Below are 13,910 nucleotides of genomic sequence, written 5' to 3'. Positions count from 1 at the left end.
TGGATCTCGTGAGCGAGAGCCTCGGACCACTGGAACGGGTCGACGGCCGCTGGGCATTGGGGGACGCCCGGCGGCCGGGCCGTGCCCGGGTGGAGTTCCGGACGGACGGACTGCACGCCGTTGCGCGGGACTCGCGGGTGGAGGTGGTTCCCTGGCCCAGGATCATGCTGGGCGGCCGCATCACCCTGGGCGGCCGCTTCCCGCGCGACGTCTACGCCCAGATGGGCATTCTGGGTGGCCTGCCCGGTCCCTTCAAGGGGCGTGGCGGCGGCTATCTGCACATGACGGTGCGCCACCCGTACGAGGACCAGGAGCTGTTCTTGACCGCCATCCCCGCTGGTACCGGACGAGGGACATCCTGTTCCTGCAATCCGTGATGGCGCGGCTGGTCCAGGACGGCGAGGCGCACCGGCTCGGCGACGCCGACTGGACGGCCCGCCTGGTCGCACACCTCGCGGCCTTCGACGGCTGGGCGACGACCGGGGCGATGCGCCGGGCGGTGGAGCAGGCGGTGGAGGCGGCGGGTCCGCCGAGCACCGGGGCGGGGCCGAGTTGAGGCAGGCCACGGTCGCCGCGCTGTACCGCTACCCGGTGAAGTCGATGCTCGGTGAGCCGCTCTCGGCCGTAGAGATCAGCGACCGCGGCCTGAGCGGCGACCGCCGGTTCGCGCTGCTGGACGAGGAGACGGGCAAGGTCGCCAGCGCGAAAAACCCGCGTCTGTGGCGGGAGTTGCTCCGGTGCGCCGCCACCCTCACGGAGCCCGGGCCGCGCATCACCGGACCGGACGGCACCGAAGTGCGCACGGCCGCCGCCCTCTCGGCCCTTGTCGGCCGCAAGGTCACGCTGACCGACACACCCCCGCCCGCCGGCACCCTCGACCGCTCCCGGCCGGAGCAGGTCCTGGCGGTGGGCCAGGAGGCCGAAGTGGAAGCGGACACCGTCCAGTTCGGCTCGGCCTCCCCGCCGGGCACCTTCTTCGACTTCGCGCCGGTGCACGTCATCACGACGTCAACACTGAGGAGAATCGCCGAACTGAGCCCCCGGGGCACGGCGGAGGTACAGCGCTACCGCCCCAACCTGGTCGTCGACACGGACGAGGCAGAAGGCTTCGTGGAGCACACCTGGGCCGGAGGGCAACTGCACATCGCCGACGGCCCGATCCTGCGCGTCATCGCCTCGACCCCCCGCTGCGCGATCCCCACCCTCGCCCACGGCGACCTCCCGCGCGCCCCGGACGCCCTGCGCGTCCTGGCCCACCACAACCGCGTACCCGCCCTGCCCGGCCGCGCGCCCGAGCCGTGTGCCGGGGTGTATGCGCAGGTGGTGCGGGGCGGGTGGGTGCGGGAAGGTGATGTCATACGGTTCTGATGCCGCCGGTGGTCAGTGCGCACGCACCGCCCGGTGCAGCACCTCGGCCGCCAGCCGCATGGCCGAGTCCTGGGCGCCCCGGCCGAGCAGCTCCGTGCGGATGGGGCCGCCGCCGGCCAGATGCCGGTCGTACGGCAGGACGACGACGGGAACGCCCGTCTCCTTCAGGTGAGCGGTGGCCGCCTTCACGTCGAGGATCATGTCGGGGGAACTCGCGGTCAGGGCCACCACGGTCGTCGAGAGCGCGGAATGCGGCAACTGCCCGAGCCAGTCGAGGACCTGCCGGGTCCCGCCGACACCCTCCGCGGTCATCGGCGCGACGACCACCCGGGCGTGGGCGGTGTCCATCGCCGTCCGGGCGACGTCGCCGGGCAGCGTCTCGCAGTCGACGACCGTCACGGAGAAGTAGCGCCGCAGGGCGAGCGTCACCGTGCGGTACGTCCGTACGTCCAAGGGGGCGCCGACCTTGCCCTGGCTACCGGGCAGCAGCCAGCCGCCGTCGGCCACCGGCACCAAGTACCCGGTCACATGGGTCAGTTGCATGGCCGGTGTCAGGATCCGGGCGAGATCGGCGCACGACCACCGCACCGACTCCGCACCCATCCGCACCGGCAGCGTGCCCAGCGCGGCGTCCGCCTCCAGCGTGAGCACCGGGTCGTGCCGGTAGTGGTTGAAGGTACGGCCGAGCAGCGCGGCAACGGTCGACTTGCCGACGCCCCCGCGGATCGAGGTCACGGCGATGACCCGCCCGGTGGCCACCGGCTGCTGCAACTCCCGTGCGATCCGCGTCTGTTCGCCCACGTCCTGCGAAACGGAGGTGGTCAGCCGGCGCAGGGTACGGCCGGTCCGCTGGGCAAGCGAATCCCCATGCTGGGGGCGACCGAGGGCGAGGGCGAGGCGGGGGTCGAGGGTGGGCAGACTTTCGGGGGTGGAGGCGGGCGTGGCGGGGGCTGAAGGGGGAGCGGGGACGGGGGCGTGGGGGCGGGGCCCGGATGCGGGTGTGTGGGAGGTGACGGGCGCGGGTGCCCCGGGCTCGGGTGCGGTGGGGGGTGCCGGGAGGGTGGTGGTCGGCTCAGGTGGGGTGGGGCCGGCCGCGGGGCGAGCGGGTAGGGCGGGGCGCCGGGGCGGGGCGTCCATGGACTGCGTGGAGGCGGTCGGCTGCTCAATGCGCTGCGGGGCGGGCGCGGTGGCCGCAGGCATCGGTCCGGCCGACGGACCGGTCTGGCCGCCGCCAGGGGCCGGGTACTCGTCCCGCGTCGAGTGCACCAGACGCAGGGTGGGCTCGCCGCCGGGTCCGGCAAGAGCCGGATCCGCTGCTGCGACGGCTTCGCCCGAGGGCGCCGAAGCCCGCTGCTGCTCCGCCGGCCCGAGCTGGAACAGCGCATCGCGCCGCCAGTCGTCGTCACCCGCCGGCTCCCGCTCCTGCTCCCCGTGAACCATGCCGTCCCGTCCCCTAAGCGATGGTGCCGAGCAGCCGCTCGTACACGCCGAAGGCCCCGATGAGCAGTGGAAGCAGGGCGATGACGCCGGCGGACTCCAACAGGTCACCCGCTCGCCGCAGCCGCACCCGGACCTGCTCGGCGGGCCGTACGACGAGCGTGGCGAGCGTCAGCACGGCCAGCGCCGCGAGCACCACCAGCGCAGGCCCCGCCGCACCGGACCGCTCCACCCACACCGCCAACAGCCGTACGGCCACCACGGCGGCACCCGCCAGCAACGCCACGACCTCGGCGACCAGCGGAAACGCCCGCGCCCGCAGGGCCACCACCGCCGCTGTGACAACAGCGAGCAGCACGGTCCACAGGCCGGGCGCACGCAGCGCCCACTCCGCCGCCACGGTCGCCGACACGGCAACGGTGACGGTGGCGAGCACCAGCCCACGATGGGCGGCCGCGAGCGCCGCGGACGCCTGGTACCGGCTCACGGAGACCCCGCCGGCCCGCCGGTCGTCGAGCCCGGACAGCCCGGAGGCCGTGAGCGCGAGCCGCGGCAGCACACCGAGGGCGACGACGGAGACGACGGCGAGCACGGCCCCCACGCGTGCCTGCCGCGCGGCCGTCTCCGCCCCCGACTGCAGGGCGACGACGCCCTCCCAGCCGAGGACGGTGACCGCGACGGCACCCGCTCCGACCAGTCCGCTGCGCCCCAACTGAGTGGAGAGGCCCAGCAGTACGAGCGTCACGGCACCCACCGCGGCGAGCGCACCCGCGTACAGCGCACCGGACCAGTGGTGGTCATCGGCGAGCGCGGCGGCCCCGAGCGCACCGAGCACCCCGGCCGAGCAGATCAGCGTGCCGGCGACCCCGCCCCGTCGCTCCCCACGCCCGACGAGGGCCCCGACCACAGCGGCGACAGCGGCCACGAGGAGCAACACACCGGCGACGACAGAGGCGTCGTAGGAACTCCGCGCGAGCACCGCGCCCGCACCGGCCCACCCCACGGTCGCGAGCCCGGCGACGACGCGCCGCGACTCGGGTCCCCACCGCCACGTCCGCGGACCGGGACCTTCGGCGACCTCGTCGTTCACTGCGGCCACGAGGGGCGCGGAGGGAGCGTCACCGGCCCGCACGAGCCGCAGCACGGCACCGTCCCGCACCCCGGCGGACTCAAGGCTGCTGTCAGGAGCGAGCGCGGACCCGTCCGCGGTCACGAGATGCCGCAACCCGGGCCGCTCACCGGCCCGGTCGTCCAGCACCCGCAGAATCTCGGGCAGCAACACCCCGACCGGCTCCCGAGCCGGCAACACGAGCTCGACCCGACGCCGCTCCCCGACCAGGGTGACGCGACTCAGAACAACTGCGGACCCATCGGCCGCTGCACGACTCAAGGCCCCCGCAGACATCACATATTCGAACCTATCACCGGGCGGAGACGGAGCCGGCGGACCTACCGAGCCCCGCCCGAAGACTGCACGGATTCCCCATACGAGAACTCCCTTCCCAAGGGCGACCGCCCGGCGATGGTCTCGTTCGAGGGGGAGGGCAAGAGCGTGAAACCGGTGCTGTGGCGGGCGGACTAAGCGGGCCGGGACCGGCGCCGAAAAATTCTGAAGACGCCGTACAACCCTTCCCCCACCCCGGGGGTCGTACTTGGCATCAGGACTTCTCGGAGGGGGATCTGGGGGGATCGCGGGGGTTCTGATGGTGGAGGGGAAAAGCCGAGGGGGCCCGGTCGACGGACCGGGCCCCCTCGAATTCGTGCGCCTCATGGCCCTTCTGGGAACGGGGTGCGCGCCGGAGAGATGACGGTTCAGGATTCCTGTCTTCGCCGCATCTTCTTCACAGGGCATCGACCTCCTCCGCCGTCGGGAACGACGCCTGCGCGCCCTCCCTGGTGACGGCGGCCGCGCCGACCCGGGCCGCGTACACCGCGGCCTCCGCAAGGGACGCCCCCGACCCCAGCCGATACGCCAGCGCCGCCGTGAACGCGTCGCCCGCGCCCGTGGTGTCCACCGCGTCCACCTTCACCGAAGGCACCCGAGTCACCCCGGCCGACGAAGCCACCAGTGCGCCTTCCGCGCCCAGGGTGACCACGACCGAGCGCGGGCCCTTGGCGAGCAGCAGGCGCGCCCAGTCCTCCGGGCGGTCGGAGACATAGGAGTCGCCGAGGACCACCTTCGCCTCGTGCTCGTTGACGATCAGCGGGTCGCAGGCCGCCAGCACCTCGGGCGGCAGCGGCCGTGGCGGGGACGGGTTCAGTACGAAGCGGTTGTCCGACGCCAGATTCCGTACCACCTCCACGACCGACTCCAGCGGGATCTCCAACTGCGTCGAGACCACCCGCGAGGCCAGGAACAGGCTCGCGGCGGTCCGTACGTCCTGCGGGGTCAGCCGGCCGTTCGCGCCCGGCGACACCACGATGCTGTTGTCCCCGGAAGGGTCGACGGTGATGAGCGCGACCCCCGTCGGCGCTCCGCCGACCAGCACACCCAACGTGTCGACGCCGGCCGCCCGCTGCGAGTCGAGGAGCAGCCTGCCGTACGCGTCGTCGCCGACCCGGGCCAGCAGGACCGTACGGGCCCCGAGGCGGGCGGCGGCGACGGCCTGGTTCGCGCCCTTGCCGCCCGGGTGGACGGCCAGGTCGGAGCCGAGCACCGTCTCGCCGGCGCCCGGTCGCCGCTCGACGCCGATCACCAGGTCGGCGTTGGCGGATCCCACGACCAGCAGGTCGTAGTCGTACATCAAATGACTCCCCTGAGAGATGATGAGAGATGACGTGAGGCGGGCCGTCGTCGCTGCCGGGCAACCATCCCAGCAACCCCCTGGCACCCGGCAGCAACGACTGCCCGCCCATTCCCCTTTGCCGGTCGCCTCCTCAGCCGCTGAAGCCGGCCACGTTCTCCTTCGTGTCCACCTTCACCGGCACCATCACCGACTTCGTGACCTTCTTGCCCGCGGCGACCTTCACTGCGTTCCGTACCGCGATTCTGCCGAGTTCCGTCGGCTGCTGGGCCACCGACGCGTAAAGCGTGCCCGCCTCGACGGCGCTGAGGCTGTCCGGGGTGCCGTCGAAGCCGATGACCGCGACCGACTTGCCCGGGTAGGCCTTGAGAGGTCGAGACCCCAGCCGGCCCAGTGTTGGCGTCCGTGTCGGCTGTCACACCTCACCGGTACCGTCGGATCATGGCTGAAGAGGTGGGGAACCCGACGGGCGAGCGGCGGCTCGCCGTGCTCGAGGGTGTCCTGGAGCGGATCACGTACGCCAACGAGGAGAACGGCTACACGGTCGCCCGGGTCGACACCGGCAGAGGAGCCGGCGACCTGCTCACGGTCGTCGGCGCGCTGCTCGGCGCCCAGGTCGGCGAATCCCTGCGCATGGAAGGCCGTTGGGGCTCCCACCCTCAGTACGGCAAGCAGTTCACGGTGGAGAACTACACGACGGTGCTCCCGGCCACCGTCCAGGGCATCCGCCGCTACCTCGGCTCGGGGCTGGTCAAGGGCATCGGCCCCGTCTTCGCCGACCGCATCACCCAGCACTTCGGCCTGGACACCCTGCAGATCATCGAAGAGGAACCCAAGCGGCTCATCGAGGTTCCCGGGCTCGGCCCCAAGCGCACCAAGAAGATCGCCGACGCCTGGGAGGAGCAGAAGGCGATCAAGGAAGTCATGCTCTTCCTCCAGACCGTCGAGGTGTCCACCTCCGTCGCCGTGCGCATCTACAAGAAGTACGGCGACGCCTCGATCTCCGTCGTCAAGAACCAGCCGTACCGCCTCGCGGCCGACGTCTGGGGCATCGGCTTCCTGACCGCCGACAAGATCGCCCAGTCCGTGGGCATCCCGCACGACAGCCCGGAGCGCGTCAAGGCAGGTCTGCAGTACGCGCTGTCGCAGGCCACCGACCAGGGCAACTGCTACCTCCCCGAGGAGCGGTTGATCGCCGACGCGGTGAAGCTGCTGCAGGTCGACACGGGCCTGGTCATCGAGTGCCTCGCCGAACTCGCCCAGCCGCCCGAGGACGGCGAGGACCCCGGGGTCGTACGGGAGAAGGTCCCCGGCCCGGACGGCGGCGACCCGGTGACGGCCGTGTACCTCGTCCCCTTCCACCGCGCCGAACTTTCCCTCTCCGCCCAGCTGTTGCGCCTGCTGCGCACCGAGGAGGACCGGATGCCCGGCTTCCACGACGTGGCCTGGGACAAGGCACTGGCCTGGCTCAAGGGCCGTACGGGCGCCGAGCTCGCGCCCGAGCAGGAGGCCGCCGTCAAGCTGGCGCTGACCCAGAAGGTCGCCGTGCTGACCGGCGGCCCCGGCTGCGGCAAGTCCTTCACGGTCCGCTCGATCGTGGAGCTGGCCCGCGCCAAGAAGGCGAGGGTGGTCCTGGCCGCCCCCACGGGCCGCGCCGCCAAACGCCTGGCCGAGCTCACCGGGGCCGAGGCCTCCACCGTCCACCGTCTGCTGGAGCTGAAGCCCGGCGGTGACGCGGCGTACGACAAGGACCGCCCGCTCGATGCGGACCTGGTGGTCGTCGACGAGGCCTCCATGCTGGACCTGCTGCTCGCCAACAAGCTGGTGAAGGCGGTCCCGCCGGGCGCCCACCTCCTGTTCGTCGGGGACGTCGACCAACTGCCCAGCGTGGGCGCCGGCGAGGTGCTGCGGGACCTGCTCGCCGACGGCAGCCCGATCCCCGCCGTGCGCCTCACGCACGTGTTCCGCCAGGCCCAGCAGTCGGGAGTGGTGACGAACGCGCACCGGATCAACTCCGGGCACCACCCGGTCACCGACGGCATGAAGGACTTCTTCCTCTTCGTCGAGGACGACACGGAGGAGGCGGGGCGGCTCACGGTGGATGTGGCTGCCCGTCGGATTCCGGCCAAGTTCGGACTCGACCCGCGCCGGGACGTGCAGGTCCTCGCGCCCATGCACCGCGGCCCGGCCGGCGCCGACACGCTCAACGGTCTGCTCCAGCAGGCCATCACCCCGGGCCGCCCGGATGTGCCGGAGAAGCGGTTCGGCGGCCGGGTCTTCCGGGTCGGCGACAAGGTCACCCAGATTCGCAACAATTACGAGAAGGGCAAGAACGGTGTCTTCAACGGCACCGTCGGCGTGGTCACCTCGCTCGACCCGGTCGACCAGCGCCTGACGGTCTTGACGGACGAGGACGAGGAGGTCGCGTACGAGTTCGACGAACTGGACGAGCTGGCCCATGCGTACGCCGTCACCATTCACCGCTCCCAGGGGAGTGAATATCCCGCCGTGGTGATCCCGGTCACCACCGGAGCCTGGATGATGCTGCAGCGGAACCTGCTGTACACCGCGGTGACCCGGGCCAAGAAGCTGGTCGTCCTGGTGGGTTCGCGCAAGGCGATCGGCCAGGCGGTGCGCACGGTGTCGGCCGGGCGACGCTGCACTGCACTCGACTTCCGGCTCTCCCCGAGACCCCTGTGAGAGCTCCCTGGACCCCTGTGCCGGCCCCGCCGAGTCGGGTTTGAGACAGGCATCACGAAAAATGATCGATCAAATGAGTCGTGAAGGTCACAGAGCACTTCCGGATGGGGAATCAAGGGGGCAGGATGAGCAAGTTGGCGGCACTCAGTGCCGTCAATAGGCCCGATGGTCGACCCCGAGTGCACTCTCCTGAGCCAATTGGGGGATGGTAGAGACAGTCAGGGCAACCTCGAAGATGAGGCACTACGTCGGTGAGGGAAGACGTGAGCGACAACTCTGTAGTACTGCGGTACGGCGACGGCGAGTACACCTACCCGGTGATCGACAGCACCGTCGGCGACAAGGGCTTCGACATCGGGAAGCTCCGCGCCCAGACCGGTCTGGTGACGCTGGACAGCGGTTACGGGAACACCGCCGCCTATAAATCCGCCATCACCTACCTCGACGGCGAGGCGGGCATCCTCCGGTACCGCGGCTACCCGATCGAGCAGCTGGCGGAGCGCTCCACCTTCCTGGAGGTCGCCTACCTGCTGATCAACGGCGAGCTTCCGACCGTCGACGAGCTCTCCGTGTTCAAGAACGACATCACGCAGCACACCCTGCTGCACGAGGACGTCAAGAACTTCTACAAGGGCTTCCCGCGCGACGCCCACCCGATGGCCATGCTGTCCTCGGTCGTCTCGGCGCTGTCCACGTTCTACCAGGACAGCCACAACCCGTTCGACGAGAAGCAGCGCAACCTCTCGACGATCCGCCTGCTCGCCAAGCTCCCGACGATCGCGGCGTACGCGTACAAGAAGTCGATCGGCCACCCGTTCGTCTACCCGCGCAACGACCTCGGCTACGTCGAGAACTTCCTGCGTATGACCTTCTCGGTCCCGGCGCAGGAGTACGACCTCGACCCGGTCGTCGTCGCCGCCCTGGACAAGCTGCTGATCCTGCACGCGGACCACGAGCAGAACTGTTCGACCTCCACGGTCCGCCTGGTCGGCTCCTCGCAGGCGAACATGTTCGCGTCGATCTCGGCCGGCATCAACGCCCTGTGGGGCCCGCTGCACGGCGGCGCCAACCAGTCCGTCCTGGAGATGCTCGAGGGCATCCAGGCCAACGGCGGCGACGTCGACTCCTTCATCCGCAAGGTGAAGAACAAGGAGGACGGCGTCCGCCTGATGGGCTTCGGCCACCGGGTGTACAAGTCCTTCGACCCGCGCGCGAAGATCATCAAGGCAGCGGCGCACGACGTCCTCTCGGCGCTCGGCAAGTCCGACGAGCTGCTGGACATCGCGCTCAAGCTGGAGGAGCACGCGCTCTCGGACGACTACTTCGTCCAGCGCAACCTCTACCCGAACGTGGACTTCTACACCGGCCTGATCTACCGCGCCATGGGCTTCCCGACCGAGATGTTCACGGTCCTGTTCGCCCTCGGCCGCCTCCCGGGCTGGATCGCCCAGTGGCACGAAATGATCAAGGAGCCGGGCTCCCGCATCGGCCGCCCGCGCCAGATCTACACGGGCGTGGTGGAACGGGACTTCGTCCCGGTCGAACAGCGCTGATACACGCCGGTGCTGGGGCTGCCCTGCTTTTGAGGGGCGCGGGGCCGCATCCATGTGCGGCTCCGCCGCGGGGCGCGACAAGCCCCCACCGGCCGTCAGTCGAGAGTCGACCCGAGGACCCGAGTCCCCCCGGCTGAATCCGCGAAGCGAAAGGCGCCCTGGCGCCGGTCCCCCCACGGGCCGACGTCCAGGGCGCCTTCCCATGTCCCGGTGCGGATTCCCCCCACGGGATCCGGCCGGGCGTCTGTGAAGCCAGCGCCTGAATCGCTGTCGAGTGCGGCGAGCGTTGAGCAGAATGAGCAAAACTCGCCGTACTCATGGTTGTGCGGTCTGCCGGGACAACGCACGCCCGGGAGGGCCGCTCAAAGCACCCCGGTGTACGTGGCCCCGGCAACGCAACTCTGAGGAAGTCCCCCAAGACATCCTCAGATGCCAGGAAACGCCCCCCAAGACGCTGCCTGACATCGTCAACTTAGACCTTCGAACCCCTTCGATGGTTACGTTCACATCACTGTGATCTGCGTCTCTTGCATTTGTCCGTTAGATACGCAAGAGCCCCGATACAGCGATCGGTGCCCAAGCGTAAGGATGATGCGCGAGCCTTGTGAAGAGCTTATGTGAGGCTGGCGCCGGACTCCAGAGGTGCTCTCACCTCGACTTCGACTAACCGCCGGTAACTTCGCCGCGGTTCAACGGAACGTCCGCAGCCGGAGGCTGTTCGTCACCACGAACACCGACGAGAAGGCCATCGCGGCCCCGGCGATCATCGGATTCAGCAGGCCGGCGGCGGCCAGCGGCAGCGCGGCCACGTTGTACCCGAAGGCCCACACCAGGTTGCCCTTGATCGTGGTCAGTGTCCTGCGGGACAGCCGGATCGCGTCCGCGGCCACCCGCAGATCCCCGCGCACCAGCGTCAGATCGCCCGCCTCGATCGCCGCGTCCGTCCCGGTCCCCATCGCCAGACCCAGATCCGCGGTGGCCAGCGCGGCCGCGTCGTTGACCCCGTCGCCGACCATGGCGACCGTCCGCCCCTCGGCCTGCAGCCGCCGTACGGCCGCCACCTTGTCCTCGGGCAGGACCTCCGCGATCACCTGCTCGATCCCGACCTCGCGCGCGACCGCCTCGGCGACCGCCCGGTTGTCCCCGGTCAGCAGCACGGGAGTGAGCCCCAGTGCGCGCAGCTCGCGCACCGCCTGGGCGCTGGTCTCCTTGACCGCGTCGGCGACGGCGACGACACCGCGTGCCACCCCGTCCCAGCCGACCACGACGGCGGTACGTCCCTCGCTCTCGGCCTCGGCCTTGGCGCGGGCCAGTTCCTCGGGGAGCCCTTCGAAGAGCCGCCCCACGGCCACCTCACGGCCCTCCACACGGCCGCGCACGCCCCGCCCGGGCACGTTCTCGAACTCCTCAACCCCGGGAAGCCGCCCGGCCCGCTCCTCGGCGCCCATGGCGATCGCCCGGGCGACGGGATGCTCGGAGGCGTGCTCGACGGCGCCCGCGAGCCGCAGCACCTCCTTCTCGTCGGTGCCGGCGACGGCGCAGACCTCGCGCAGGATCATCCGGCCGGTGGTGACCGTTCCGGTCTTGTCGAGCACGACGGTGTCGACGCGGCGCGTGGACTCCAGGACCTCCGGGCCCTTGATCAGGATGCCGAGCTGCGCGCCACGCCCCGTGCCGACCAGCAGCGCGGTCGGCGTGGCCAGGCCCAGCGCGCACGGGCAGGCGATGATCAGGACCGCGACGGCCGCGGTGAACGCGGCCGCGGTGTCGCCCGTGACGCCGAGCCACACCCCGAACACGCCGACGGCGATCAGTATGACGACCGGCACGAAGACCGCCGAGATCCGGTCGGCGAGCCGCTGCACCTCGGCCTTGCCGTTCTGCGCGTCCTCCACCAGCTTCGCCATCCGCGCCAGCTGGGTGTCGGCGCCGACCCGGGCGGCCTCGACGACCAGCCGGCCGCCGGCGTTGACCGTGCCCCCGGTGACGGCGTCGCCCACGCCCACGTCCACCGGCACCGACTCGCCGGTCAGCATCGAGGCGTCCACGGCGGACGCACCCTCGACGACGGTGCCGTCGGTCGCGATCTTCTCCCCGGGCCGTACGACGAAACGATCCCCCACGGCCAGTTGGGACACGGGGATGCGCACTTCACGGCCGTCCCGCAGGACGGACACGTCCTTGGCGCCCAGCTCCAGCAGCGCCCTGAGCGCAGCGCCCGCACGGCGCTTGGAGCGCGCCTCCAGATAGCGGCCCAGCAGGATGAGAGCGACGACGCCCGCTGCGACCTCGAGATAGATCGTGGAGGCACCGTCCATGCGTGAGACGGTGAACCGGAACTCGTCGTGCATGCCCGGCATGCCCGCGTCGCCGAGGAACAGCGCCCACAGCGACCAGCCGAACGCGGCCAGCGTGCCGACCGAGACCAGCGTGTCCATGGTGGCGGCGCCGTGCCGGGCGTTCGTCCAGGCGGCGCGGTGGAACGGCAGGCCGCCCCAGACGACGACAGGAGCGGCCAGCGTGAGCGCCAGCCACTGCCAGTTGTCGAACTGCAGGGCCGGCACCATCGACAGCAGTACGACGGGGAGTGCGAGCACGGCGGAGACGGTGAAGCGCTGCCGGTGCGCGGTCAGTTCCGGGTCCTCGGCGGCCTTCTCCTCGGCGGGCTCCGGCTGCGGCGGGGGCGGCTCCTCGGCCGTGTATCCCGTCTTCACCACGGTGGCGATCAGGTCGGCGACCTGGATGCCCGCGGGGTAGGTCACCTTCGCCTTCTCCGTGGCGAAGTTCACCGTGGCGGTGACGCCGTCCATGCGGTTGAGCTTCTTCTCGACGCGGGCCGCGCAGGAGGCGCAGGTCATCCCGCCGATGAGCAGCTCGACCTCGGAGGCGTCCGCTGCCGTGCGTATCGGTGCCGGTGTCTGAGTGGTGGTGCTGCTCATCTCGGGCTCCCGGGCCTTGGTCAGACCTGGCCGACGAGCTCGAAGCCCGCCTCGTCCACCGCGGCGCGCACGGCGGCCTCGTCGAGCGGGGCCGCGGAGACGACGGTGACCTCACCGGACGCGGCGACGGCCGTCACCGAGCTGACGCCGGGAAGCTCGCGGATCTCACCGGAGACGGAACCCTCGCAGTGTCCGCAGCTCATGCCGCTCACCTTGTAGACGGCGGTGACGGTACCCGGGGTGTCGGTCTGGGCGGTCATGTCGTTCTCCTCGTCGAGGCGTGTGGGGCTGCGGGGGCCCACGGGAGGCCCTCCACTTCTCACACTATACCCCTAGGGGGTACCCATCCAGGGAGAGGTGCGGCGCTCATACGGTGCGAGTCGTGGCGGCGCCCGTGTCCTTGCGGGTGCCCAGCCGGTCGCCGACCAGGGGCGCCAGATAGCGGATCAGTACGTTCTTGATCTCCTGGGTGTAGGCGTCGCGCTCGGCGCCCTCGTGCGCCAGCACCAGCTCCAGGCCCGCCTTGTACATGCCGAGGCAGACATGCGCGGTGCGGCTGACGTCGGCCGGGGGCGCGTCCGGCAGCAGTGAGGACAGCAGGGCCTCGATCCGGGAGACCAGGGTCGCGTGCAGGGCGTCGTGCTCCTCGGCGATCCGGCCCGGGATGTCGGGGCCGTGCATCAGCGCGAAGAACACCGGGTGGTCGCAGTTGAAGGCGATGAACCGGTCCACGGCGGCACCGACGGCCTCCTCCAGTGGCGTCGCCGGGTCGACCGGCGCGAGCGCCTCGCCGTACGTCTCCCGCATCTCGTGCATCAGCCGGTCGCCCAGCTCGATCGCGATCGCTTCCTTGTTCGGGAAGAACTGGTACAGCGTGCCCGGCGAGACGCCGGCCTCGCGGGCGATGGCGTTGGTGCTGGCGGCCGTGTAGCCGGTGGTGCAGAAGACCGAGGCGGCGGCTTCCAGTAGCTGGGCGATGCGGCGCTCGCCGCGGGCCTGGCGGCGGCGCGGCTGCTCCTTCTGTGAGTTCTCGGGCACGCGTTATCCCCAGTTCTCCGAACGCGATTGACAAACACGAGCGGTCGCTCGCATTCTGGATCCAGTTGAAACGCGAGCGCTGTCTCGTGTTTGCCAGTTTATGGTTTCCACGGTGAAGGGGACACCGCACG

Annotated in this window: 11 protein-coding genes and 1 pseudogene; 5 read left to right on the top strand and 7 right to left on the bottom strand. The window is 70.9% G+C overall.

Going from position 1 to position 13,910, the window contains the following annotated elements; genetic code table 11:
• Positions 1-8: 8 nt before the first annotated feature.
• Genes ACWCRD_RS13540 through ACWCRD_RS13530 form a run of 3 tightly spaced genes read left to right on the top strand, consistent with a single transcriptional unit; the run spans position 9 to position 1,368 of the window.
• Positions 9-377 carry a hypothetical protein gene (locus ACWCRD_RS13540; RefSeq protein ID WP_450966015.1) on the top strand — a complete coding sequence of 123 codons (369 nt, stop codon included), beginning with the start codon at positions 9-11 and terminating at the stop codon, positions 375-377.
• On the top strand, positions 374-556 hold the full coding sequence (locus ACWCRD_RS13535) for a hypothetical protein (protein ID WP_450966014.1): 183 nt from the start codon (positions 374-376) through the stop codon (positions 554-556). The genes ACWCRD_RS13540 and ACWCRD_RS13535 overlap by 4 nt, the downstream gene beginning before the upstream one ends.
• Complete coding sequence (locus ACWCRD_RS13530; protein ID WP_450966013.1) at positions 553-1,368, top strand: MOSC domain-containing protein; 816 nt, start codon at positions 553-555, stop codon at positions 1,366-1,368. Before ACWCRD_RS13535 ends, ACWCRD_RS13530 begins: the two co-directional genes overlap by 4 nt.
• A gap of 12 nt (positions 1,369-1,380) precedes the next feature.
• Here the strand turns inward: ACWCRD_RS13530 and ACWCRD_RS13525 are convergent, their stop codons facing one another.
• The 4 genes and pseudogenes from ACWCRD_RS13525 to ACWCRD_RS13510 form a co-directional block, all read right to left on the bottom strand.
• Positions 1,381-2,808 (bottom strand): hypothetical protein, encoded by a 1,428-nt coding sequence (locus tag ACWCRD_RS13525; RefSeq protein ID WP_450966012.1) that lies wholly within the window; start codon positions 2,806-2,808, stop codon positions 1,381-1,383.
• A gap of 13 nt (positions 2,809-2,821) precedes the next feature.
• The gene (eccD, locus tag ACWCRD_RS13520) at positions 2,822-4,210 is read right to left on the bottom strand and encodes a type VII secretion integral membrane protein EccD (protein ID WP_450966011.1); all 1,389 of its coding nucleotides are present in this window, start codon (positions 4,208-4,210) and stop codon (positions 2,822-2,824) included.
• A 436-nt stretch (positions 4,211-4,646) separates the two neighbouring features.
• The gene (locus tag ACWCRD_RS13515) at positions 4,647-5,549 is read right to left on the bottom strand and encodes a ribokinase (protein ID WP_450966010.1); all 903 of its coding nucleotides are present in this window, start codon (positions 5,547-5,549) and stop codon (positions 4,647-4,649) included.
• A 133-nt stretch (positions 5,550-5,682) separates the two neighbouring features.
• A pseudogene (locus ACWCRD_RS13510) lies at positions 5,683-5,910 on the bottom strand (substrate-binding domain-containing protein); the annotation flags it as partial.
• 80 nt (positions 5,911-5,990) lie between these two features.
• Between ACWCRD_RS13510 and recD2 the strand changes: the two are divergent.
• Both recD2 and ACWCRD_RS13500 read left to right on the top strand, forming a co-directional pair.
• Entirely contained in the window at positions 5,991-8,249 is a 2,259-nt protein-coding gene (recD2, locus tag ACWCRD_RS13505; protein WP_450966009.1) for an SF1B family DNA helicase RecD2, read from the top strand.
• A 263-nt stretch (positions 8,250-8,512) separates the two neighbouring features.
• Positions 8,513-9,802 carry a citrate synthase gene (locus tag ACWCRD_RS13500; RefSeq protein ID WP_450966008.1) on the top strand — a complete coding sequence of 430 codons (1,290 nt, stop codon included), beginning with the start codon at positions 8,513-8,515 and terminating at the stop codon, positions 9,800-9,802.
• A 689-nt stretch (positions 9,803-10,491) separates the two neighbouring features.
• Here the strand turns inward: ACWCRD_RS13500 and ACWCRD_RS13495 are convergent.
• The 3 genes from ACWCRD_RS13495 to ACWCRD_RS13485 form a co-directional block, all read right to left on the bottom strand.
• Positions 10,492-12,741 carry a heavy metal translocating P-type ATPase gene (locus tag ACWCRD_RS13495; protein WP_450966007.1) on the bottom strand — a complete coding sequence of 750 codons (2,250 nt, stop codon included), beginning with the start codon at positions 12,739-12,741 and terminating at the stop codon, positions 10,492-10,494.
• 20 nt (positions 12,742-12,761) lie between these two features.
• Complete coding sequence (locus ACWCRD_RS13490) at positions 12,762-13,001, bottom strand: cation transporter (protein ID WP_115913507.1); 240 nt, start codon at positions 12,999-13,001, stop codon at positions 12,762-12,764.
• Between the two features lie 106 nt (positions 13,002-13,107).
• Entirely contained in the window at positions 13,108-13,779 is a 672-nt protein-coding gene (locus tag ACWCRD_RS13485) for a TetR/AcrR family transcriptional regulator (protein WP_450966006.1), read from the bottom strand.
• Positions 13,780-13,910: the final 131 nt, after the last annotated feature.

It is taken from the genome of Streptomyces sp. NPDC002092 (genome assembly GCF_053593775.1).
The sequence above is the reverse complement of the archived record's forward strand: the minus strand, read 5'-3'. Positions and strand labels throughout refer to the sequence as shown.

What these genes read in the sequence shown, in the direction of transcription:
- ACWCRD_RS13525 (WP_450966012.1), bottom strand. Translation starts at nt 2,808, where the DNA reads ATGGTTCACGGGGAGCAGGAGCGGGAGCCGGCGGGTGACGACGACTGG.
- eccD (WP_450966011.1), bottom strand. Translation starts at nt 4,210, where the DNA reads ATGTCTGCGGGGGCCTTGAGTCGTGCAGCGGCCGATGGGTCCGCAGTT.
- ACWCRD_RS13515 (WP_450966010.1), bottom strand. Translation starts at nt 5,549, where the DNA reads ATGTACGACTACGACCTGCTGGTCGTGGGATCCGCCAACGCCGACCTG.
- recD2 (WP_450966009.1), top strand. Translation starts at nt 5,991, where the DNA reads ATGGCTGAAGAGGTGGGGAACCCGACGGGCGAGCGGCGGCTCGCCGTG.
- ACWCRD_RS13495 (WP_450966007.1), bottom strand. Translation starts at nt 12,741, where the DNA reads ATGAGCAGCACCACCACTCAGACACCGGCACCGATACGCACGGCAGCG.
- ACWCRD_RS13490 (WP_115913507.1), bottom strand. Translation starts at nt 13,001, where the DNA reads ATGACCGCCCAGACCGACACCCCGGGTACCGTCACCGCCGTCTACAAG.